Source organism: Granulicella tundricola MP5ACTX9, from assembly GCF_000178975.2.
Lineage (GTDB): Bacteria > Acidobacteriota > Terriglobia > Terriglobales > Acidobacteriaceae > Edaphobacter > Edaphobacter tundricola.
In genome coordinates this window covers 237,079-259,694 of sequence record NC_015057.1, presented here as the reverse complement: position 1 = coordinate 259,694, position 22,616 = coordinate 237,079, and the positions used below count along the sequence as shown (strand labels likewise).

At 61.2% G+C, this 22,616-nt stretch carries 16 protein-coding genes; 10 read left to right on the top strand and 6 right to left on the bottom strand.

All coding sequences use genetic code 11. The features are described 5' to 3' along the window. Positions 1–10: 10 nt before the first annotated feature. On the bottom strand, positions 11–3,313 hold the full coding sequence (locus tag ACIX9_RS19805) for a TonB-dependent receptor (RefSeq protein ID WP_013572870.1): 3,303 nt from the start codon (positions 3,311–3,313) through the stop codon (positions 11–13). Positions 3,314–3,608: 295 nt separating this feature from the next. Between ACIX9_RS19805 and ACIX9_RS19800 the strand changes: the two genes are divergently transcribed. After that, a complete protein-coding gene (locus tag ACIX9_RS19800; protein WP_013572869.1) occupies positions 3,609–5,282 on the top strand; it encodes an amidase in 1,674 nt (557 codons plus the stop codon). A gap of 145 nt (positions 5,283–5,427) precedes the next feature. Here the strand turns inward: ACIX9_RS19800 and ACIX9_RS19795 are convergent, their stop codons facing one another. Then, the gene (locus ACIX9_RS19795) at positions 5,428–7,371 is read right to left on the bottom strand and encodes a M61 family metallopeptidase (protein WP_013572868.1); all 1,944 of its coding nucleotides are present in this window, start codon (positions 7,369–7,371) and stop codon (positions 5,428–5,430) included. A gap of 237 nt (positions 7,372–7,608) precedes the next feature. Further along, positions 7,609–8,007 carry a hypothetical protein gene (locus tag ACIX9_RS19790; RefSeq protein ID WP_013572867.1) on the bottom strand — a complete coding sequence of 133 codons (399 nt, stop codon included), beginning with the start codon at positions 8,005–8,007 and terminating at the stop codon, positions 7,609–7,611. Between the two features lie 140 nt (positions 8,008–8,147). On the opposite strand from ACIX9_RS19790, the gene ACIX9_RS19785 reads away from it, so the two are divergent. The 3 genes from ACIX9_RS19785 (at position 8,148) to ACIX9_RS19775 (ending at position 12,112) form a co-directional block, all read left to right on the top strand. Then, a complete protein-coding gene (locus ACIX9_RS19785) occupies positions 8,148–9,419 on the top strand; it encodes a glycoside hydrolase family 18 protein (protein ID WP_049789451.1) in 1,272 nt (423 codons plus the stop codon). Between the two features lie 128 nt (positions 9,420–9,547). Next, on the top strand, positions 9,548–11,035 hold the full coding sequence (locus ACIX9_RS19780; RefSeq protein ID WP_198152231.1) for a hypothetical protein: 1,488 nt from the start codon (positions 9,548–9,550) through the stop codon (positions 11,033–11,035). 48 nt (positions 11,036–11,083) lie between these two features. Then, positions 11,084–12,112 carry an aldo/keto reductase gene (locus tag ACIX9_RS19775; protein WP_013572865.1) on the top strand — a complete coding sequence of 343 codons (1,029 nt, stop codon included), beginning with the start codon at positions 11,084–11,086 and terminating at the stop codon, positions 12,110–12,112. A 10-nt stretch (positions 12,113–12,122) separates the two neighbouring features. On the opposite strand, the gene ACIX9_RS19770 is transcribed toward ACIX9_RS19775, so the two are convergent. Together ACIX9_RS19770 and ACIX9_RS27480 are read right to left on the bottom strand one after the other, a co-directional pair. Then, positions 12,123–13,187 (bottom strand): zf-HC2 domain-containing protein, encoded by a 1,065-nt coding sequence (locus ACIX9_RS19770; RefSeq protein ID WP_013572864.1) that lies wholly within the window; start codon positions 13,185–13,187, stop codon positions 12,123–12,125. Then, a complete protein-coding gene (locus tag ACIX9_RS27480; protein ID WP_157478160.1) occupies positions 13,184–14,110 on the bottom strand; it encodes an RNA polymerase sigma factor in 927 nt (308 codons plus the stop codon). The genes ACIX9_RS19770 and ACIX9_RS27480 overlap by 4 nt, the downstream gene beginning before the upstream one ends. Before the next feature lie 221 nt (positions 14,111–14,331). Between ACIX9_RS27480 and ACIX9_RS19760 the strand changes: the two genes are divergently transcribed. From ACIX9_RS19760 to ACIX9_RS24155, 6 genes are all read left to right on the top strand, one after another. Next, positions 14,332–15,543 (top strand): ARPP-1 family domain-containing protein, encoded by a 1,212-nt coding sequence (locus ACIX9_RS19760; protein WP_013572862.1) that lies wholly within the window; start codon positions 14,332–14,334, stop codon positions 15,541–15,543. A gap of 502 nt (positions 15,544–16,045) precedes the next feature. Further along, positions 16,046–17,494 (top strand): DUF4139 domain-containing protein, encoded by a 1,449-nt coding sequence (locus ACIX9_RS19755; RefSeq protein WP_013572861.1) that lies wholly within the window; start codon positions 16,046–16,048, stop codon positions 17,492–17,494. Positions 17,495–17,521: 27 nt separating this feature from the next. Next, positions 17,522–17,821, top strand: coding sequence for a hypothetical protein (locus ACIX9_RS19750; protein WP_013572860.1), 300 nt, complete (start codon positions 17,522–17,524; stop codon positions 17,819–17,821). A gap of 129 nt (positions 17,822–17,950) precedes the next feature. After that, positions 17,951–18,592, top strand: coding sequence for a vWA domain-containing protein (locus ACIX9_RS19745; RefSeq protein ID WP_013572859.1), 642 nt, complete (start codon positions 17,951–17,953; stop codon positions 18,590–18,592). A 6-nt stretch (positions 18,593–18,598) separates the two neighbouring features. Then, the gene (locus tag ACIX9_RS27475) at positions 18,599–19,570 is read left to right on the top strand and encodes a PP2C family serine/threonine-protein phosphatase (protein ID WP_013572858.1); all 972 of its coding nucleotides are present in this window, start codon (positions 18,599–18,601) and stop codon (positions 19,568–19,570) included. Next, positions 19,567–21,210 (top strand): helix-hairpin-helix domain-containing protein, encoded by a 1,644-nt coding sequence (locus ACIX9_RS24155; protein ID WP_013572857.1) that lies wholly within the window; start codon positions 19,567–19,569, stop codon positions 21,208–21,210. Before ACIX9_RS27475 ends, ACIX9_RS24155 begins: the two co-directional genes overlap by 4 nt. A gap of 85 nt (positions 21,211–21,295) precedes the next feature. Here the strand turns inward: ACIX9_RS24155 and ACIX9_RS19730 are convergent, their stop codons facing one another. Next, entirely contained in the window at positions 21,296–22,588 is a 1,293-nt protein-coding gene (locus ACIX9_RS19730; RefSeq protein ID WP_013572856.1) for a hypothetical protein, read from the bottom strand. Between the last annotated feature and the right edge of the window lie 28 nt (positions 22,589–22,616).

Below are 22,616 nucleotides of genomic sequence, written 5' to 3'. Positions count from 1 at the left end.
CTTGCAAAGGTTAGAAGGTCAGCTTCAAAGCAAACTGAATATTGAATGGCTCGCCAAAGCCGATACCCGGTGATGCAGCACCGTTACGGGTATTGCTGATGATTCCAAACGAGCTGCTTGTTGCAGTGACCGTGGGTGGGGCAAAGTTATTGAAGTTGAAGATGTTGAAGATCTCAACGCGGAACTCAGACATGACCTTCTCAGTGACAGGCGTGTGCTTGATCAACGAGAAATCGACAGTACGGAAGTTCGGACCAGTAAAGTTGTCCCGCTTTTCATTCCCGTAGACACCCGTAACGGTTGTGGGGCAGACGGCGGGGTTGGTAGTTGAGGTGGAGACCGCTCCAGGGCATGTGAACGACGGGTTTGAGACCAGGTTCTGCAGATAGCGGTAAGTGCGCTGTGAGCTTGTGCTCGTAGCGAGTTGCACGCCAGTGAAAGGGCTCACCCCTGTGTAGTTGGGCCGGTCCTTGAGTTCACCCGTTCCGTCGACGTTCGTGCTGTACTGCGGGCTGATTGGGTTTCCGCTGGAATAGGTATACAAGGCGTTGACCTGGTAACCCTTCGTCAGCTTCGGCATGAAGTGACCGAACTGAGGAATGCTGTAGATGACGAATCCGTTGACGACATTGCGATTGTCGAAGGTGCTCTGCCCGTAGTCCTGGTGCAGGTTGTAGCTGTTCATTGGGGTCGTGCTGCTGGACGCATCATCCATAGACTTTGACCAGGTGTAATTCAAGGTGGCGGTAATACCCTTCCACAAAGCCTGTTTCACAGTCGTCTGCAGAGAGTGGAAGTTGGAGGCAGCTTCAAAATTCAGCTGATTGATCGCCAGCAGCTTCTGTCCCTGAAAGGTGGGATTTTCATTGGGGTACACGGTCGTTGCATCATAAGGACGGTTCGTATTGGCGACCTTCGTTCCGTTCGCAACCGGCTGGTTGATGTTGTACAGATTCTCCAGGTGAGAGCCAAACGAACCGACATATCCAACCGAGAAGAGAGTTGACTTCGAGAGTTGTTGCTCCACATTGAAGCTGACAACCGTGGCTCGCGGCATCTTGAAGTTCTGATTCACTCCAAACGCACCCACCTGAGGAGCAGCCGCGCCCACAAAGGGATTTACGTTCTGCGCCCACTCGAAACCGCTTTGGTTGAAGATGACGGCGGCATCCGGGCCGGCAGGGTTGTTCTGTGCATAGGCTGCACCGCCGTTGGTTGTGGTACCCGTAATCCAGCTGCTCATCGCCGGGAAGTCATAGAAGATTCCATACGATCCGCGGATAACGGTCCGCTCATCCGCAAAGGGGGCATAGGAGAAGCCTATGCGAGGGGCGACGCCACTGTAGTACTCCGGGTAGTAGCCCTTCTGGAAACCAGGCGTCGTACCAGGGACGAACTGATAGATATCGTTCGCTGCCGCCTGGATCACACCCGGGACCGTGTAGCGGATACCGTAATTCAGGCTCAACTTCTTCGTCGCCTGGAAGTCATCCTGCACCCAGAAGTCCTCGGTGTTGTAGGTCCAGACACGTTGAGCGTTCCCCTGGAGCAGGCGGGCGCCTGAGGAGGCGGTCGGAGCGCCGATCAGGAAGTCGGAAAGATCCGCAAGCTGTGTACCGGCTGAGCTTGACCAGGGACCACGCGAGCCGTCGAACGTAAACGTTCCACGCGCGCTTGAGAAGTAAAGCTGGTTCACGTTGGAGTGACGATACTCGCCGCCGAACTTGAGCTCATGCTTGCCCAGCGTCCAGTGAAAGTTATCGGTAACGTGTCCAGTCACATCGGTACGCCCGGAGGGCTGGGTAGCACCGGTCTGATCGAAGCCCGTGATCAGAATGCTCGGTGCACCTGCTGCGATGATGGCATTGGTGATCCCAAGATTCAGCCCTGCGTTCGCCTGAGGATGAAAGTTTTGATCGGCGTCATTGAACGTCTGCAGGAAGTAGTTGGTCGCAAAGGTTACCGTGTTCAGCAACCGGGGACTAAAGATGTAGCTATGGATGATGCCGAAGTTGTGAATGTGCATCGGCGCAGTTTGGAAGTATTGTGCGTAGTCAGACGCAGTCGGCGCAGTTTGCGTTCCGGTCGTCCCTAAGTAACGGAGCGAAAGGCTTTGCTTATCGCTGAAGTGATGGTCCAGCTTGACGATCCCGTTATAGCTGTTGTAATTCGAGGTGCCGCTCGCAAAATAATTGTTCGTCGTCGCCGCCGATCCCTTTGAATTTGCGGGGTACAGCAGATTGTAGAGGTTCGTGCTGAGGGCGCTCACTGCATAGGGCTGTTTCGTGATTGGATCGATGGCGCCCGCCTTGTTGAACGCTGCAATATTGGCCGTGGCAGCCGTGATCCATGCATCTGACACAACCGTGTCGGAAAGCGCAACGTTCGCCTTCGCAATCTGAATCTCGCCCGCCGTAAACAGGAACGTGTGATCCTTCCAGATCGGTCCGCCCAGTGTGAAGCCGCCTTGGTGATTACGGATAAGTGTCTTACGCGTCCCGGCTCCTGCCACCGGCGAAAGCGCCGCAAAGAACTCATTGCGGTCGAAATAGAACACGTCGCCATGGATGTGATTCGTGCCTGACTTGATCACCATGTTCGAGTTCGCGCCCGCGTTGCGCCCCTGGTCCGCCTCACCGCCCGACTGCATCGAGAACTGATCGATCGCCTCAATCGGAATCAATCCACCCGGAACTGAAGCGATACCGCCCTGATTGGAAGCCACAATCCCAAGCCACGGATCGACGTTATCCGCGCCGTCCAACTGGAAGTTGATGCTCGCTGTGCGAGATCCATTTACGGAGTTCGAGATCGCCGCAACACCCGGCGCAAAGTGCGTCAGACGGGTAAAGTCACGTCCGTTCAACGGCATATCTTCCACCGCCTTTGAATCGATAACCGCAACCAGCGCACTGGATTGTGTATCCACCTGCACGCCGCTCGCAGTCACCTCAATCTCGGTCGAGGCAGAACCAGGCGAGAGTACAACCGGAAAGTTCTCGATCTTCGTCACAGCCACGTCGATCGCTTCGATCTTCCGGCTTTGAAATCCGCTCATGGAGATGCTGAGGGTATAGGTGCCAACCGGCAGCTCCTGGAAGTTGAACTCGCCCGCTTTGCTCGACGTAGCGTTCAAAATGACCCCGGTTGCAGGGTTAACCAGTTGTACGTTCGCCCCGGTGATGACGGCGCCGCTGGAGTCGCTCACCGTACCAGAAACGGTGCCGTGGAACGTCTGCGCCAGCATAGGCGCGCCCGCGGAAAAGACTGCAATGGATGCCACGATGGCATTGCGCTTGAAGTGCGAAAGCATAAAGACTCCTAAGGGTTCACAGGCGTTTGGAACGCGATAGAGAAGTGAAGCTTGCGCGGAGAGGCCCTCTCCGCGTAGACGCGCAGGGATTCAGCGGACCCTTGCGGTTCCGTGAAAACTGATTTTTCGTTATAGACCCAGTTATAGGCAGTGACGCTTCCGAACGCAAGAACTTTCTCAACTCTTTTCACGAAGCTCTGATCGCCCGTTCACACAAGCTCATCGCGTCATGCATCAACGCAAGGGCATACCTATGACAGAATCAAGGAACTTCGCGCAGACCTCAGGAGCCTTCATGATCCGCCTCACTTCCATCCGTTCCCTCAGCGCCGCTGCGCTCTTCCTCTGCACCACGCCTCTGCTCCTCGCAACGCCTCCAGCCACCAAGGCCCAGTTGGACCGCGATCTTCTCGAAGCCACCATCCCCTCGCTCCAATCCCTCTATGCCACTCACCGCTACACCGTCGTCCAGGTCACCCAGTGGTATCTCGATCGCATCACCCAATACGACACCCGCTACAAAGCCCTCATCCACGTAGACACCGCCGCCGCCCTAGCCACGGCGGCCTCGGAAGATAAGGCGGCAGCACAGGCAGGCAAGAGCTTCCACCCCGGCCCTCTCTGGGGCATCCCCATGGTCATCAAGTCCAACACCAGCATCAAGGGCCTCATCACCTACGACGGCTGGAAGGACTTCCAGATCCCCGGCAAGGAACTCGTCGCACCCAAGGATGCCACCGTCGTCACCAGACTCCGCGCGGCCGGAGCCATCCTCCTCGCTCAAACCAACATGCCGGACTTCGCCGCGTCTGACACCAACAAGAGTTCCGCCTTCGGCCGCACCGGCAACGCCTACGACGCACGCTTCTCCCCTGGCGGTTCATCCGGCGGCACGGTCACCGCAGTCACAGCAAACTTCGCGCTCCTCGGCACCGGCACGGACACCGCCAACTCCATCCGCATGCCCTCCGGCACCAGCGCAGTGGTCGGCATCCTACCCACGCGAGGCCTCGTCAGCATCGCCGGCATCGCGCCTTTGGACTGGCTCCGAGACAACACCGGTCCCATCGCACGCGACGTCACCGACGCAGCCATAGCTCTCGGCGTCATGGCCGGAGAAGACCCACAAGACTTCCGCACCAAAGCCTCGGGCACCAAAGCCCAACCCGCCCCCTACACGGCCTACCTCAAGCCCGACGCCCTCAAAGGCAAGCGCCTCGGTGTCCCCGCCTTCATCGTTGCGCAGAGTTCTACACCAACCACCTCCACCATGGGCCAGTCGCGTGACAGCACCCTCCGCCCCGAGACCCGCGCCCTCTTCCTCAAGGCCCTAGACGAGCTCCGCGCAGCCGGTGCCACCATCGTCATCGCGGATGACCTCCTGCCCGAGTCCTTCGCCAGGATGCCCGTCACCACCCGCCCCTATCTCCGCGAGGGCATGGACCACTTCCTCCGCGACTACGGCCCCACCCAATACCACTCCATAGCCGACTTCGAAAAAACCACCGGCTCCTCCATCCCCGGCAACATCATCGGCTCCAACTCACCTCGACAGCCCGCCGTCACCCAGCGCGATCTCGAGTCCGACCCCGAAGCCAACGCCACCTTCTTCGCCCCGCAGCAAGCCATGCTGGCCGCCTACAACGAAGGCCTTGACCGCTATCACCTCGACGGCTACGTCTACCCAGCCCTGCAGATGCCACCCAACGACGAGACCATCCCCCAGCCCGACGGCCGCCCCTCCAGCGGCCCCCACAGCAACACCGGCTGGGTCAACAAGATCGGCGTCCCAGCAATAGTCGTCCCTTCAGGCTTCTACGCCAGCGGCCTCCCCACCGGCATTGAGTTCTCAACCCGCCCCTGGCACGACGGCGACCTCCTCGGTTACGCCTTCGCCTACGAGCAGTTCACCCACCACCGCGAACCGCCAGTCCTCGTCACCCAACCCCGCCCTGCAGAAGACCAGTAACCCGGGTGCCCCATCCTCGGCGCGGCTTCATCGCGACAGGGTGGGGTATCGTTTGCGGAAGCAAACGACCGCCTCCACTTGAATCACCCAAAATGCAAAATCGGCGCGAGAGTGATCTCCGCGCCGCCTTCACATCACTCCAGCTTTACTTAGCAGCAGTCACCGGAGCAGCCAGAGGCTTGGCAATATCCCCAAGGAAATCCGGCGTCCCATCCACTCGTTCGAGCGATGGATACCGTTCCCCATCGTGGTAGCTCAGGTCCACGGTCTTCACCGCCCCTTCATGCTCCACCAGGAAATGAATCGGCTCAGACGTCCCCTTGGCCCCCTTCACCGCGGCAATCAAAGCCTCCGCACTGAAGGCCGTCCCGTTCACTGCGACGATCTTCTGCCCCGGATAAAGCCCGGCATCATCCCCCGGCCCACCCCATCTCACATCGCTGATCGTCCCTTCACCGCCGCCGCCCCGTCCCGCGGGGCCACCACCGCCGATCCGGATCCCCAGCGAGTACCAGACATCCGGCCCGCCGCCCCCACGCTGAGGCCCCTCACCCGCCTCACGCTTCGGAGGATGATCCAGATACACCAGCTTGTATCCACCCTGCTCGATCCCCGCCACATCCGCACGAGGCGTAATCGCATCCACCCGATCCCGCAGGAACGTAGCCCAGTCATACGGCGCAATCGTATTCAGATCCGCAATCAACTCCGGCCGTTCATACGGCGCAATCATCGGACCCGTGCTCCCGCCCTTGGCCAGAAAGATCTGCTGAAAGTCAGTGAGCGACTTCTTTCCCTGCGTCAACTGCCGGATCTTCGTATCCGCATCCAGCCAGAGCAGAGCACCCTCCTGGTAGTAGTCCTGCCCACGCTTCCAGTTGGACCACGCCGGGCTGCCGCCACGCAGAATACTCGCCGCAATCGCCGTGTCCTCGGTCGAGCGCCACTGCCGCCCAGCCTTCGTATCCAGCCCTGCCGCAGTCGTCGCAATCGTATCCAGATACTGCTGCTTCGTCTTCAATCCAGACCGCACCGCCAGCACATTCCCCATGTACTGCGTCATGCCTTCATAGACCCAAAGCAGGTCACCCTGCTCGGCCGTAGAAAACTTCTCCTGGTACAAACGAGCTGGCCGCCGATACTTCCCGTTCCAGCTATGCGTGTACTCATGCGCCAGCAGATCACTTCCCGGATGCGCCGTGGAGAAGGCCTTCTCGCCCACACCGTTGTCGCTGGACTGCCCATGCTCCAAACCCTCTCCGCCCGCAACATCGGACAGCGTCAGGAGGAAGTGATACGTGTTGTAGTGGTGCGACCCATACGCCGCATTCGCCTCACGCACCAGGTTGGCCGTCTCCGCCAGCAGATCAGGCCGCAGGTTCGAGTCCTCCGGCAGATCGCTCACCACGTCGATATAGTGCTTCACACCCATCTCCGGAGCCAGCGGAAACTCATGAAAGTACTGCCCCGCAATCGCCGGTGAATCCTCCAACTGTTCCACCGTCGTAGCCGCATAGTTGGTCGTCGTCGCACCCGCCGTAGGCCCATGATCCTTCGCGCCGATCCCCGTATTCACAGCATTCGTCCCCGCCCCAGTAGGCTGCAGCGCCGTCCCGATCCCCCAACCCGCAGGCACCGTAATGCTCGGCTGAATTGCAATCTCACGCCCCGGCTTGTCCGCCGGATACAGCAGCAGTTTCTCCCACTCCAGCACCGCCATGTGATCCGTCACCCGCCCCTCAACGATGAAGTCCAGATGCGCATGAACGTTCGTCACGCCCTTCGGTACCGTCAGGTGGAACTCGTACAGATCCACATCGTCACGCCGCCACTTCAGTGTCTCGCCATTCGCCGTAAACACCACACCCGTAATGTCGTCCACCGGCCCCGTCGGTCTGTGGTTCCCCGGAATCCACTTCGGAGTCGTCAGCGTCAGCGGCCCGCTCTTCACCGGAATGTCGATCTCAGCGTGATACAACCGTCGCGGGGCCTCGGACAGGTCGGCCACAATCTTGATAGGCGCACTCTGCGCAAACGCGGCCGCACTGCAAAGCACGGCACTCAGAAACAGGCTGGGGCGAATCGGCATTAAACAAATCCTCGAATCAATCGGAATGAAACATCTCGCACCTGGCCTCGACAACACAAGGCCCGGCAGCGCAAAGGGAATGGCTTAGATTCTCATAGGACGACACCCCATCCCAAATTGTTTCGCAACCTCCGTCACCCCTACGCACGAAAGCCCCTCACGCATGCCCGGCGGGAGGAGCTTCTATTCTGATCGAATCTTCAAAGATGGCCCTGGTACAAAGACGCCCTGAAACGGTTAGCTATAGAAAACCTGGACCTGCGCACCGTTCCGCATAAAGCTGATCTCGTTAATGGTCAGTGCGCCGTTATCCTTCTGCTTCACGTAGAGGTGATAGGCCCTGCCGCGCGAGTTGCGCATCGTGAAGTGAAGAATGAAGCCGTCTTCACCCGCGTAGCTCTCAGGCTGATGCACGCCCTGCTCGATCGTCACGTCATAGCTATGCTGCGACGTGCTCGCCGCATCCTGCAGGATCTCGGTGACCCACGGTTGGCCCCGGAAGTGACCATTCGCAGCCCATAGGGCCGCCATGATCTGTTGTTGATTCACTGAATCGAGAAAGACCTGATACGAGCCGTACCGTTGTGTATACCAAGGATCGGCAATCTTCCACTGAGGATGAAATTTAATAGCCACGCACAAACTCCTTTCAACTCGCGGCAATCCTAACATCGCCCCAGTCAACAAACCATCGAAAAGAATTCCACTCCGCTTCAATCCCGCTCCAACGCTCCTGCATAGAGTCCCCGCAGCCAAACCGCGCGTCCAATCTCGTAATGCGTCTCTCTCGTCTCCTGCTTTCGCTCGTCGCAATCATCCTCACTCCCGTACTACCGCTCCACGCCCAGACCCCGCTCCTCACCGGTTACTTCCCCCAATGGGGCCTCTACGATCAGCCCCAGTACACCGTCAAGAACCTAGTCACCTCCCACGCCGCGGAAAAGCTTGACCAACTCATCTACGCCCAGGCCTTCGTCACCAACGGCCGCTGCTCCATCGCCGATCCCAACGCCGACACTACCCGCATCGTCCCTGCGGACCAAAGCCTCGACGGCATAGCCGATACCCCCACCCAGTCCCTCCGAGGCAACTTCAACCAACTCCTCAAGCTCAAGCGCCTCTACCCCAACCTCAAGATCCTCATCTCGCTGGAAGGCCAGGCCCGAGACTTCGCCGCTGACGCCCAAGCCGCCCAGCGCCAGGCCTTCGTCGCCTCCTGCGTCGATCTCTTCCTGCGCGGCGACCTTGCCCCTGGCGTCCATGCCCCCGGCCTCTTTGACGGCATAGATGTTGACTGGGAGTTCCCCCACCCGGAGGACTCCGCCAACTTCCTCGCCCTCCTGACCGAGCTCCGCCGCCAGTCCGAAGCCGTCCACCCCGGCGCGCTCCTCTCCATCGCCGTAGGCCCCAGCCCGCGCATGACCGGCGACCCCGCCAACCTCCCCGCCATCGCCCGCCTCGTAGATCACATCGGCATCATGTCGTACGACTACACCGGCCCCTGGGCCCGCTCCACCGGCTTCATCGCCCCGTTCTCAAACGCCCGCCCCGGTGGCTTCGGAGGCTCGGTGCAGGGAAGCGTTCAAGCCTGGATCGCTGCCGGCGTCCCTGCCTCCAAGCTCTTCATGGGCCTGCCTTTCTACGGCTACGGCTGGCACGTCGTCTCCAGGGAAAACAACGGCCTCTTCCAGCAGGGCGAACCCATCCGAGGCGACCGCCCCTATCCCTACATCGAAGCCCTCATCGCCAAATCCACCGTCTACCGCGAGGAGTCCTCCCAATCCCCCTGGCTCTACGACGGCGACGCCTTCTGGACCTACGACGACCCCACCAGCATCCGCCACAAAACCGCCTTCGCCGTAGAGCAGCAGCTAGGCGGCCTCATGATCTGGCACCTCGGAGAAGACACCCCCACCGCCACCCTTCTCAACGCCGCCCACGAAGCCCTCCACGTCCCCTGGCTCACCACCTACACCCCACCAACCGAACCCTTCACTACTCTCGCCCCACCACAACCGCCATTCACCCCAATAAATCCGTCATTCTGAGCGAAGCTCAGAACCTCCGTATTTGTCTTTGCACTTGCTGTTGCTTTTGCTATTGCTTTTGCATCTGCTTTTGCCGTTGCACTCACACTCCCACCACCCACCCCATCGGCTATCCTCATCCCAACCCCATGAGGAGCCCTATGGTGCCGAGCCCCACCCCCAACCCGCTCTCCCGCCTCCTCATCTTCCCCGCCGTCCTCATCGCGGCCCTCATGGCCGTAGTCTTCGTCCTCGCCGCCTTCAACACCGACCCACCCATCACCGACCCGGACGTCTACTGGCACCTCACCAACGCCCGCCACCTCGTCACCACCCACCACTTCATCCGCGCCGACACTGACACCTTCACCGTCAACGGCCACCCCTGGATCAACTTCGAGTGGCTCTCCGAACTCCCCTACTACTACGCTTTCCTCCACTTCGGTGAACGAGGTCTCTTCGCCGTCATGATGCTCCTCGCGGAAGCCATTATCCTCGGCATCTTCCTCCTCGCCTGGCTCCGCTCGCACGAAATCCGCGCAGCGCTCCTCACCACCTGGATCGCAGCCCTACTAGCCACCGTCTCCCTCGCCCCGCGCACGTTACTCTTCGGCTGGCTCTGCCTCATCGCCGAGCTCCTCATCCTCTGGACCTACAAGGAAAACAAAAACTACACCTGGGCCCTCCCACCACTCTTCTTCCTCTGGATCAACCTGCACGGCTCCTGGCTCATCGGCTTCGTCTTCCTCCTCGTCTTCATAGCCGCCAACTCCATCACCGTCACCTGGGGCTCGATCGCCACCACCGCATGGCCCCGGCCCGAGCGCAACAAGTGGCTCCTCATCACCGCCCTCACCTTCGCCGCCCTCTTCCTCAATCCCTACGGTTGGCGTCTCGTAGCCTACCCGCTAGACGTAGCCTTCCAGCAAAAACTCACCCTCCTCTACGTCGAAGAGTGGGCCAGCCTCGACTTCCATCTCTTCCGCGGCAAGCTTATGCTCGCCGTCCTCCTCGGAATGGCCGCCCTCAACCTCATCCGCCGCCGCACCTGGCTCCTCGCAGATTTGCTGCTAGCCTCCATCACCATCTACGCCGCCCTCACCTACTCCCGCTTCCTCTTCCTCGCCGCAATAGTCCTCTCCCCGTTGCTCGCCCTGGACCTCAAAGATCTCTTAGGCCATCAAGCCGCCAAACCAAACAAACCCCTCATCAACGCCGCAGCCATAGCCATCCTGATTTTCGGAGTAGCCCACCTCTACCCCACCCAAACCCGACTCCACGCCCAGGTAGCCGCGGTCTTCCCGGAAGCCGCCCTCCCCGCCATCCGAGCCCTCCCCCCTAACGCCCGCATCCTCAACTTCTACGACTGGGGCGGCTACCTCACCTGGAACATCCCCACCCGCCCCGTCTTCCTCGACGGCCGCACCGACATCTTCGTCCACGAAGGCATCATGAAGGACTACGCCAGTGTCCTCAACGCCAACCAGGTCTTTGAGATCCTAGACCGCTACCGCATCACCCACGTCCTCTTCCCCCGCGGCGGTCCCTTCCCCTATCTCCTCCTCCACAGCCCCCAGTGGCACCTCATCTACGAAGACCCCCAAACCCAACTCTTCGCCCGCCAACCACTCCCGTAACCCTCCACCTCCAGTCCGCATCTCACTCTCCGACTGGAGCCACCCACCATGGAGCGCAGAGACTTCCTCAAATCCGCCACCGCCGCAACAGCAGCCATAGCCACAAAAGCTTCCGCCGCCGCAGCGACCCCAGCCCCAACCACCCGCCCCCAGTCCCCGGACATGATCTACCGCCAGCTTGGCACCACCGGCGAGACAGTCTCCGCCATCGGCATGGGCGGCTTCCACCTCGGCAAACAAAAAGACCCCGCCGAAAGCATCAAGCTCATCCACGCCGGTGTAGACAAAGGCATCACCTTCCTCGACAACTGCTGGGACTACAACGACGGCATCTCCGAGGTCCGCATGGGCCAGGCCCTCAAGTCCTCCGGCTACCGCCAGAAGGTCTTCCTCATGTCAAAGATGGACGGCCGCACCGCGGACGCCTACAACAAGCAACTAGAAGAATCCCTCGGCCGCCTCCAGACAGACGTCATCGACCTCGTCCAGTTCCACGAGATCATCCGCATGGAAGACCCGGACCGCATCTTCGCCGCAGGCGGAGCCATTGAAGCCGCCGTAGCTGCCCGCCAGGCCGGCAAGATCCGCTACATAGGCTTTACCGGCCACAAAGACCCCGCCGTCCACCTCCGCATGCTTGAAACCGCGCAGCGTCACAACTTCCACTTCGACACCGTCCAGATGCCCATCAACGTCATGGACGCGCACTTCCGCTCCTTCACCCACGAGGTCATGCCCGTCGCCATCAAGCAGGGAATCGGCGTCCTCGCCATGAAGACCTTCGGCGATCACTTCATCCTCGACAGCAAAACCGTCCAGCCCATGGAAGCCCTCCACTACGGCTTCACCCAACCCGTCTCCGTCCTCATCACCGGCATCGATAACCAGCAGGTCCTGGACCAGGCCCTTGAAGCCGCCCGCACCTTCAAGCCCATGTCGCAGGCTGAGGTCCAATCCCTCCTCGCCCGAACCAAAGAAGCCGCATCCCAGGGCAAGTACGAGCTCTTCAAGACCTCCGCCCACTTCGACGGCACAGCCCAGAACCCAAAGTGGCTAGGCGAAACCACCACAGCCTGAACCACCCCGCCTACTCCTTAGCCGCAGGCTTCCACTCCACTCCATCCCCACTCACCCACACGCTCCCGTCCACCACCCTCAACCGAAACGCAGTCCCTCCCGCATCAACGCCCACGGCCTTACCAGTCCAGACCGGTCGTACGCTAGTCCAACCCGCATTACCGTCGACCCTCAAGAACACACCACCCGCTGTATCGACAGCCACGACTCGCCCGCCCCACTCAGCAGAGCCCGCCACCGCCAGCCGGTTCGGCAGAACGATCGGAGCAGCCGCCGTCTTCATAGCTCGCATGGCAAGCCCTCCCGCGACAGGCGCCGGCTGCGTCACCACGATCTGCGCCATAGAATTCGCCTCTACAGTCACTGTCTGAGGCATCGCGGAAGCCTTGCCCACCACCCGGGAGTACATCGGAAGGGCCTTCGGCGCAGCGGTAGTCGCGACAGGAGCCGGAGCCGTAGCCAGCCTTGAAACCTGCGCTTGCATAGCCACATCCGCAACAGCCGATCCTGCCAGAACCCCGCCCGCAGTTGCCGATCCATGCATCGTCACGACTTTATCCCTGCCCAGCAACGGTGCCTGCAAAGCACCATTCGCAACGGCCTCCTCGGGTTCTTCAAACACAGCCTTAGGCGGAGTTGGCTTTGCATACCGGAGCGCTTTCGCTAGGTTTGGCGCGGCTGCCTTGGCCTTGGCATCCGAGGCGGCAGGTGGTGCTGCAGCACGAGCCTTCAACCCCAACGCCTCCGCCACCGGAGCCTCAACCTGAGCCACACGATCCACCCCCGCGTGCCGCCCATGCAGCATCGTCACCGCCACCAGCACACCAGCAATCCCCGCCGCCGCCCCACTCCAAGCCACCGAACCCCACTGCCACCAGGCCCGCTCCGGCGCCACCACCGTCACAACCTCAACCTCATCGGCTCCCCCAGCCACAAACACAATCTCCCTGCACCGAGCACACTCCCCCAGATGCGCCAGGCAAGCGATACGTTCATGCTCAGGCAGCTCCTGCTCCACAAACGCATTCAGCGTGTCCGCATCCAGATGCTGCCCGGCCTGTATCAACTCACTCATCGCAAACCCGTCTTCTCAGAGAACGTTCCACTCCCTGAACTTTGCAGCACATTCCTCAAATTCACTGAAATATCCCTGGGGTCCGTCCCCAAAGCCTCTTCCGCAGCCCGCTTGCTCAACCCTCTCGCCTGCAGCTCCTTCAGCAATCGCTTCGTCACATCCCCCGTCAACCGCTTCACCCGGCGGCTGATCGTAGCCTCATGCACCCGCAGCAACCCACCAATCTCCAGCAGTGTCCGCCCATCCAGAAAGTAAGCCGAAAGCAGAAACCGCTCTTCCGCCCCCAATCCACCCAGCACCAACTTGACCGCCATTTCCAGAGCAGCCTCGTAAACGGGGTGCCCCACGTCCGGACTTTCGGACGTGGGTTCATGATCCTCCAGCGGCTCCTCCCGCCCCGTCTTCCTGTGCCGGTCCACATGCCTCTGCGCCAGCGTCGTCCTCAGCCATCCCATCAAAGATCCACGCCCGGAGTAAGAAGCCAGCGGACTAGCCCTCACCCCATCCCGTTCCTTCAATCCATACAGCTCGGAGTAAAGCGAGTCCGCCAGATCCTCCCCCAATCCAGACGACCGAGTCATCGCCACCGCAGCCCGCCTGAGCGGCCCCTTGAACCGCGCCACAAATCTCTCCCAGGCCACCTCCCGCCCCAGCGCACAAGCCTGCGCCAACGCCAGGTCCGCCCCCTGCAACCCCCGCCAGAACCGCTCTTTCTCGGCGGTCCCAGCCACAACCCCAGCCCCCAATCCATACCCGCACTTCTCACCAACCCGCACCAAAGCCCCCACAAACTCCGCCCGGCTCAACCCCACGCTCTCCGCCTCAGCCCCCCGCCAAAGCTCATCGAGCACCGCCTCGGAAGCCACCCCCATCACCCCCCGAGATTCCTCCGGTTCCAGCACCACCGCGTCTTGGAGCGACACAGAATCCACGCCTTCAAGATACGCCAATAAAGCCCGACCTCCCCATAAAGCCCGTCATTCTGAGCGAAGCTCAGAACCTCCGTATTGGCAGTTGCAGTTGTTCTTGTTCTTGCATTTTGCACTTGCCCTTACAATCTCCCAAAAAATAATCTGCAAGCTCCCCCCAAACCCACGTTCCTCAATCAAGCGGCACACAAGGCCAAAAAGGAGCTGAACCCATCATGACGAACCCGCGTGCTGTCAGTCTGTTATCCATCCCTCTCGCCTTGATCCTGGCCACCGGCCTCCTCTCCCCGGTCCACGCCGGCCCCATCTCATCCGAGTTCACCTACAAGATCCTCAAGCCAATCGAATCCGGCGATCTCACCCTCTTTCCCGTAGTCCTCACCAACGCCAAAGCCTCTCCTGACGATCCCTTCCTCACCCTCGACGAAGGTCTCCGCAGCGGCGAGGTAGAAGTCACAGAAGCCGGTCGAGTCCACGGCCTCGTCCGCTCCCGCTCCGGGGCGCACCCCGCCATCGCCCAGCCCGAATACCGCGGCGACCAGGTCAACACCCTCGTCCTCGTCAATCACTCCCAGCGCCCTTTGCTTCTCCTCGCCGGAGAGATCGTCACCGGCGGCAAGCAGGACCGCATCATCGCCAAAGACCGCATCGTCCCCATCGGCGCAGACCCCATTGACCTCTCCGTCTTCTGCATCGAGCACGGCCGCTGGACAGAATCCTCAGACAAGTTCGGCACCACCGCCAACAGCCCCGCCCAATCCTTCATGGTCCAGCCCGCCGTCCGCCAGCAGGCCATGGTCGCACGCGATCAGCAACAGGTCTGGAACTCCGTCAGCAACTCCATCACCGCCATGGCCGCCGCACCGCCTGCTCCATCCGCTGGCGCCATCCACGGACAGGTAACCATCCTCCGCCCTGACGTCAACGTTCAACCCCTCGCCACCACCAGTTATGCCAAGGCCCTCCAGTCCGTAGCCGTCAGCGCAAAGGTAGACGAAGCCTCGTCCAACCTCGCCCACTCCCGCGAGCAGATCCTCGCCACCCTCCGCCAGCAGCATGCCATCGGTGTCGTCGTAGCCGTCCACGGAGACATCATCTGGGCAGACCTCTTCTCCAACACAGACCTCCTCACCCGTTACTGGACCAAGCTCATCCGCTCCTACGCCGCCGAAGGCCTCACCACGTCCGCCTCCGACCACCAAACCGCAGCCACCCTCGAAGACGCCCAGCACTTCCTCAGCCGCCCCATGCATGGAGCAGAGAACTCCGAAGGCGAAGCCGGTGTCTACCGCTACAGCGAGATCCGCACCGGCCCCACAGACCAGTTCGACCTCGAATCCCTCCTCCCCAACACCCCGCAGGAAGTCCACATCAGCCGCCTCAAACTCAAAAACTCCACAGACCACCGCCCCGCCCTCATGTACTAACGAACTATTAACCGACCTCAACTGCACGCCCTGCTTCAATACACCTCGACTGCACGTCATCTTGAGCGATCTCCTTCAACACGGCCCTAGATGCACGTCATCCTGAGCGTAGCGAAGGACCCCCGTATTTTCTTTTGCTGTTGCTGTTGCTGTTTCCCAATTCAGAACAACAAAAACGAAGGAAAGAAAAAAAATGCTCTCAAACACCCTCAAAAACACCAGCAAATTCGCTTGTCAAGCCCCAAAACCACCTAAGTCTCACATTCCAAAGGAAATAAAGATGTCATGTTCCCTGGCGCAAAAGACTATAATTAAATCAGTAGGAAAAGCTCGGGTGGAGCTTCCTCGCCAACCAATAACTCATCTGGAATGAAGACTTTGCGGCTCACAAAGCGTCAAACAAAGACTTTCGCTCGGATGTCCGGACCTAAGTCCAATTGGATGGAATACTTTACATACTTTTGACGGGGGTGGGGGAGTACCCGCCCGGAAAGAAAAACTCATGAAACACACTCCGATCCTCGCCGCCTTCCTCATCGCCTCGCCTGCTCTCGCCCAACAATCCGCCCAGACCTCCCTCACCATCTACAACCAGGACTTCGCCGTAGTCCGCTCCCACGTCCCGCTCGACCTCAAAGAAGGCCCCACGGAGGTCACCACCACCAACGTCACCCGCTCCCTCGAGCCAGACTCCGTAGTCCTCCGCGACCCCGCCTCAAAACTCTCCTTCACCATCGCAGAACAGAACTACGACGCCGGCGTCATCAACCAGGACTCCCTCCTCGAGAAGTTCGAAGGCAAGACCATCGACTTCCAGCCAGGTCCGGGACCCAACGGAGCCCCACTCCCCACTGTTCAGGGCACCATCATCCGCGCCGGCCGCAATGGAGAGCAGCCCCTCATCAACTCCGGCGGCCACCTCCAGTTCCTGCTCCCCGGCACCCCCCTCTTTCCCGCCTCAACAGACGGCCTCCTCCTCAAACCCACCCTCCGTTGGCAAATCTACTCCCCCCACGCCGCCCGCCTCGACGCAGAACTCGCCTACATCACCCACGGCATGAGCTGGCAGAGCACCTACAACGTCATCGCCCCTGAAACCAGGGACGTAGGCCCCACGGAGCGCGGCGAGGTCGTCGGAGCCGTCACCATCCACAACAACACCGGCACAGAGTTCGCAGACGCCCACATCAAGCTCATGGCCGGAGACGTCGCCAAGCTCCAGCAACTACCGGTCAACGGCCGCGCCATGTACGAGATGCGCGCGATGGCCGGCTCCGCGCCGGCTCCCCAGGTCACCCAGCAAGCCTTTGATGACTTCCACCTCTACGATCTCAACCGCTCCGTCACCCTCCGCGACGGAGAGACCAAGCAGGTCGAGTTCCTCAACGCCACGGACGTCACCATGTCCCGCGTCTACGAGTACGACGGCGCAGGCTTCTCCCCGTTCTATCCCGGCAACCCCAACTACCAGCGCACCTTCAACACCGGCAGCAACACCAAGGTCTCCGTCCGCGAGGAGTTCAAGAACTCAACCGCTAACCACCTCGGCATCCCCATGCCTGCAGGCCGTATCCGCCTCTATCGCCGCAGCGCCGGCGGCCAGCTTGAGTTCGTCGGAGAAACCCAGATCGGCCACACCCCCACGGAAGAGACCATCAAGCTCGCCGTAGGCAACGCCTTCGACATCACCGGAGAGCGCCACCAGACCGACTTCCACTCCGACACCCGCGCCCACACCCTCGACGAAACCTACTCCATCACCCTCAAAAACCAAAAGCCCTCCACCGCCTCAGTCACGGTCATCGAGCACCTCAACCGCGGCGAAAACTGGAAGATCGCCGAACAATCCACCGACTCCAAAAAGCGCGACAGCAACACCATCGAGATCCCCCTCCAGGTTCCCGCAAAGGGACAAACCACCTACACCTACACCGTCCACTACACCTGGTAACCCTCGCGCTCTGCTACCATCGCGGCAGTGGAGGGGACTATCGTAACGAACATCCAACTGCTGCTTTCCATCGGCATCCCTAGTGCTCTCATCGTGTTGTCCATGATCGTCGGCAGCAGGCGTGATGTAGTCCTCAACCAGCGCGCAAAGACTGTAGACGAACATACTGACGTCATGCCTGAGAGTATTGAGGCGCGTTTTGATTCTGTCGACCGCCGTTTTGACGAAGTCTTTGAAGCCTTGCACAACCGTAAGTTGGCGATCCTCCGCAACATGACCGATCTCCACGAGCGCGTTGCCATCGTCGAGTCTAAGCAGAGAACGTAGCTCCACCAATCGCAGTAACCCCGCTGCCACTCAGCGGTAACCTTACCCTCCGAACCTCAAAACGTTCTTCCCATGCCTCCTGTCCAGAGATATCCTCCACAAGAGACACAAGAGGAGCCTCGCACGCCCATGCTCAACCTGGAATTCGCCACCAACCCTGATCCCCGCTGCGCCTGCATCTTCCTCCTCGATACCTCCGGCTCCATGAAGGGCGCGCCCATCGACGCCCTCAACGAAGGCCTCCGCTCCTTCGAGCACGACATCCAGGATGACGCCCTCGCCCGCCGCCGCGTAGAGATCGCCATCATCACCTTTGGCGGCATCACCCGCCAGATCCAGCCCTGGGTCTCCGCCGGCGCCTTCCAGGCCCCCGTCCTCACCACCGGCGGTGGCACCCCCATGGGCGAAGCCATGTACGAAGGTGTCCGCATGATCAACATCCGCAAAGCCGAGTACAAGGCAGCCGGCCTCTCCTACTACCAGCCCTGGGTCTTCCTCATCACAGACGGCACCCCCACGGACGAGTGGCTGCAAGCCGCCGCCGTAGTCCGCCGCGAGACCGCCGCACGCGGCCTCACCTTCTTCGCCGTAGGCGTAGGCGACGCAGACATGGACACCCTCAAAGCCATCACGGATCGCGTCCTCAAGCTCGACGGGCTCTCCTTCCGCGAGCTCTTCCTCTGGGTCTCCGCCAGCCAGAAAGGCATCTCCCGCAGCAAGGCCGACGAGCAGACCGCGCTCCCCGCCGTCACCTTCGGCTCACCCGCCTAGCCCTCCATGCAGACCTGGCGCGTCCTCGCCGCATCCATCACCGGCTCCAGCCACCAGCAGTCGGGCCTCCTCTGCCAGGACGCCCAGGCAGAGGCGACCCTCCCCAACGCCATCACCCTCCTCGCCGTAGCCGATGGTGCCGGCTCCGCCCTCCGCGCCCGTGAAGGCTCCACCACCGCCGTCCGAGCCGCCATCCACCACCTCACCACGCAACTCACCACAATCCCTCAAACTGAGGCCGCCTGGCGAACCCTCCTCACCCAGACCCTCACCCACGCCCGCAAGTCCCTCCAAACCCTGGCCAAAACCAAGCCCCTCCGCGATCTCGCCACCACCCTCCTCGTCGCGATCCTCACCCCGGACCACATCGCCCTCATCCAGCTTGGCGATGGCGCCATCGTCTCCCGCAGCCCCACCGGCGACCTCCACGTCCTCTCCCACCCCAGGCTCTCCGAGTACATCAACGAGACCGACTTTCTCACCGGCGACAACTACCTCCAGGCCGCCGTCCTCACCATCCTCCCCGCCTCAGGCATCGCCGCCCTCGCCCTCTTCACAGACGGAGTCGAGGTCCTCGCCCTCCATCACGCCACCAACACCGCCCACCCCGCCTTCTTCCACCCCCTCTTCGACTACGTCGCCGCCCCCGAAGCCACCCACAATCAAGCCGTCCAGGAACTCGAGGCCATCCTCACCTCCGCCCGCGTCAATGCCCTCACAGACGATGACAAGACCCTCATCCTCGCCGTCCGCGAACCAGCAGCAAGTGAGCCAGCCACCCCAGAACCGCCCGCATCCGAACCAGCCACTCCCATAGCAGCACCACAAAAGCCCACTCCCCAACCTGCTCCCACCGCCACCCCAACACCCGCCCCAGAACCACTCTCCAGCTCCTGGAACAAGCCCTCGCCCGCCGCGCAGCAGTTCACAAAGAAAAAGTCTAAGCAATCCACCAAATCCCGAAAGCGTCGTCCATGATCCTCCGCACCCAGGCCGGAGATCTTATCACCCTCGCCGAGCCCATCGGCAAAGGCGGCGAAGCCACCATCCACGCCCTCAAAGGCCACCCCCGCACCGCCGCCAAAATCTACTCCCATCCCACGCCCGAGCGGCTCGAAAAGCTCCGCGCCATGCTCGCCCATCCTCCGCACGATCCCATGCGATCCGCCGGCCACGTCTCCATCTGCTGGCCCCAGGATGTCCTCTTCAACGCAGCAGGGCAGGGCATCGGCTTCACCATGCCGCGCCTCGATCTCTCCCGCAACCGCGAGCTCTTCAAGCTCTACAACCCCGCCAGCCGAACCCTCGAAGCCCCCAACTTCACCTGGTCCTATCTCCTCCGCACCGCTGAAAACATAGCCTCCGTCGTAGACTCCCTCCACGCCGCCCATTACGTCATCGGCGACATCAACGAAAGCAACTTCTTCGTCTCCGATCAAGCTCTCGTCACCCTAGTCGACTGTGACTCCATGCAAGCCGGCCCCTTCCGCTGCACCGTCGCCAAACCCGAGTACCTCGCCCCCGAACTCCACGGCCTCGACCTCACCCGCGTCGACCGCGCCCCCGCGCACGACGACTTCGCCCTCGCCGTCCTCATCTTCCTCCTCGTCATGGAAGGCGTCCACCCATACTCCGGCATCTGGCAGGCCCGCGGCGAGGCTCCATCCCTCCACCTCCGCATCGCCAACAACGACTATCCCTACGCCCCCACCATCGACCAACGCATCCTCCCCATGCCCTCCGCGCCGCCCTTTGACATGCTCCCGCCCACCCTTCAGGGCCTCTTCTTCCGAGCCTTCATCCAGGGCCACACCCACCCAGCCTCCCGCCCAGCGCCCAAAGAATGGCAGCAGGCCCTCCGCGACCTCGGCCAATCCCTAAGCACCTGCACCGTCAACCCGCGCCATGAGTTCTCCCCTCACCTCAAAGCCTGCCCCTGGTGCGCTCGCACCATCCTCCTCAGAGGCCTGGACCCTTATCCCACTCTCAAGCCAGTCTCAAAGAGCCCCACCCAAACCCCCCTCCGCCCCAACACCTTCACCCCCACCGTTCCCAAAAGAACCCGTCCCCCAATCCCCATCACCAGGCCAACGCTACCCCCGCCCCAACCCCGCTCTACCCGGCGCATCGGTTTGTCTATTGTCTTCGCCTCCATCGTCTCGGCCGCAGTCACCCTATGGCTCGCCTTCAACCTCCTCGCAAACCTGCTCCTGGACTTCGCCGCCGCCGCGTGCCTTCTTGCAGCCCTCTTCGGCCTGCTCCTCAACCTCCGCCGCTTCCGTCTCATCAGGGCCTTCATCGATCTCTGCCTGGCCCTCTACACCCTCGCCGCAATCATCCGCCCTCCGGCCATCCCCGCCTTCATCCTCATCCCCCTCAGCGCGCTCGCCACCTACTTCGCCGCCCGCTCCCTCTTACTCCAACTCCGCCCGCGCATGGAGCTCCAGACACAGAAAAGCCGCGTCCTCGCTGCGGAATCCCTCCTGATCGTCGCCCTTGTCATCCCACCCACCGCTACCCTGGCCCTGGCCCAGCTCACCGCCACCCACGCCCAATTCCTCAAAGCTCAATCCAAAGCAGCCCACACCTGGCTGACCCAAAGCTTGGAAGTCTTCTAACGCCTGACTCGTAACTCGAAACTCACGACTCGAAACTGTTCAATGCCAAGCCGTTGTCGTTGTCTCTGTACTTCCAACAACCGACCTACTCCTCGCCCCGCCCCATATTCTTCCCCAGCCGAAACGTCCTACCCAGTCCCGCAATCCGTTTCCGCCAGCTCTCCCGCTCGTTCGGTTCGCCACCGTTTGCATCCTTCCGCACAAACGTATCCAGCCCAAGCTCATCGCCATGCGGAGCCTCGTCACTCACCCTGACACTCTGCCGCGTAGCCAGCATAGCCGGTGCCTCAGGAGTCTCCTCAATAGGAGGCTCCTCAAAGAAAGCAGCCTTCGCCCGCTCCCGGACAGAGTCCGTGGGCATCGCATGCCGCAGCGCAGCCGCCTGGCTGATCGGCGTACGGGTCTGGTCGTAAAACAGCCCGCTCGCCCCATCGATATGCATGTACCGTCCCGTCGCCCGGTGCTCGTACGTCTGGATCGTCCCCGTCTCCGCAATCCACCCAAACATCACCACCACATCCGGCTCAAACGCTTCCACCAACGGACGGTAGTACCTCATCCGAGCCGCATCAGCCTCGTCCTCCGCATGAACCTCGGGAGCCGCAGCCACTGACTCGTCTTCCAACTCAGCCTCGGCTACCGCCAGCGCCTCCGTCTCGACGTTCGGCAGATCTTCAGCCTCCGTCACGACAACAGGAACACTCTCAACCTCTGCTTCGACCTGCGAAACACGCCCAGCCTCAACGTCCGGCACAACCTCGAAGACGGGCTCGATCCATACAGCCTTCGCCTCATCTACAGGCTCGAAAGGCCTGACAGGCTCAGCCCAATCCCAATCCTCAATCCTGGCCTCTTCCACCTCAGCCAACGGCTCCACCTCTGCCTCAGCCGCTTCAGCCACGATAGCGTCAGCCTTGTCGTCCCCTGAAGCTTCAATCTCGTCTGAAGCCGTAACCTGAGTCTCCACGGGCCTCTTCACCTCATGAATCCTGGTCGTCTCGTCGTCCACAACCTCATCCGAGGGAGCATCCACCATCTCATCCTCGGAGACGTGAGAGACGGGCTCGTCGTGCGCGGTCTCCGGATACACAACCTGATGCTTCAGCAAATCCGTAACTCCAAAATTCCGGTCGATCTGTATGAACCCGCGATCCTCCGCAAGTCCGCCCGCACGCACCAGCACCGCGTACCGGTTTTCAATCCGCGCATGGGTCGCACGCACGAGTTCTATCACGCGCCCGTCGTCCATCGCCAGCGACAAACGGCCACTCTCAGCATCAAAAGTTCGGACCCCAAGCCCTTCGGCCTGTCCCTCTTCCAGCAGTCCAAGCTGAGTCAGCACCACCGCCGCGCCCCCCGGGAAAGGCTCGTAGAGCATCGCCCGGAGCAGCGCGTCGTGATCCAGA

Excerpts from the sequence above, each read along its gene's own strand:
- ACIX9_RS19775 (WP_013572865.1), top strand. The coding sequence starts at position 11,084 with ATGGAGCGCAGAGACTTCCTCAAATCCGCCACCGCCGCAACAGCAGCC.
- ACIX9_RS24155 (WP_013572857.1), top strand. The coding sequence starts at position 19,567 with ATGATCCTCCGCACCCAGGCCGGAGATCTTATCACCCTCGCCGAGCCC.
- ACIX9_RS19755 (WP_013572861.1), top strand. The coding sequence starts at position 16,046 with ATGAAACACACTCCGATCCTCGCCGCCTTCCTCATCGCCTCGCCTGCT.
- ACIX9_RS19795 (WP_013572868.1), bottom strand. The coding sequence starts at position 7,371 with ATGCCGATTCGCCCCAGCCTGTTTCTGAGTGCCGTGCTTTGCAGTGCG.
- ACIX9_RS19760 (WP_013572862.1), top strand. The coding sequence starts at position 14,332 with ATGACGAACCCGCGTGCTGTCAGTCTGTTATCCATCCCTCTCGCCTTG.
- ACIX9_RS19745 (WP_013572859.1), top strand. The coding sequence starts at position 17,951 with ATGCTCAACCTGGAATTCGCCACCAACCCTGATCCCCGCTGCGCCTGC.
- ACIX9_RS19785 (WP_049789451.1), top strand. The coding sequence starts at position 8,148 with ATGCGTCTCTCTCGTCTCCTGCTTTCGCTCGTCGCAATCATCCTCACT.
- ACIX9_RS19770 (WP_013572864.1), bottom strand. The coding sequence starts at position 13,187 with ATGAGTGAGTTGATACAGGCCGGGCAGCATCTGGATGCGGACACGCTG.
- ACIX9_RS27475 (WP_013572858.1), top strand. The coding sequence starts at position 18,599 with ATGCAGACCTGGCGCGTCCTCGCCGCATCCATCACCGGCTCCAGCCAC.
- ACIX9_RS19780 (WP_198152231.1), top strand. The coding sequence starts at position 9,548 with ATGAGGAGCCCTATGGTGCCGAGCCCCACCCCCAACCCGCTCTCCCGC.
- ACIX9_RS19800 (WP_013572869.1), top strand. The coding sequence starts at position 3,609 with ATGATCCGCCTCACTTCCATCCGTTCCCTCAGCGCCGCTGCGCTCTTC.
- ACIX9_RS19805 (WP_013572870.1), bottom strand. The coding sequence starts at position 3,313 with ATGCTTTCGCACTTCAAGCGCAATGCCATCGTGGCATCCATTGCAGTC.
- ACIX9_RS19730 (WP_013572856.1), bottom strand. The coding sequence starts at position 22,588 with ATGCTCTACGAGCCTTTCCCGGGGGGCGCGGCGGTGGTGCTGACTCAG.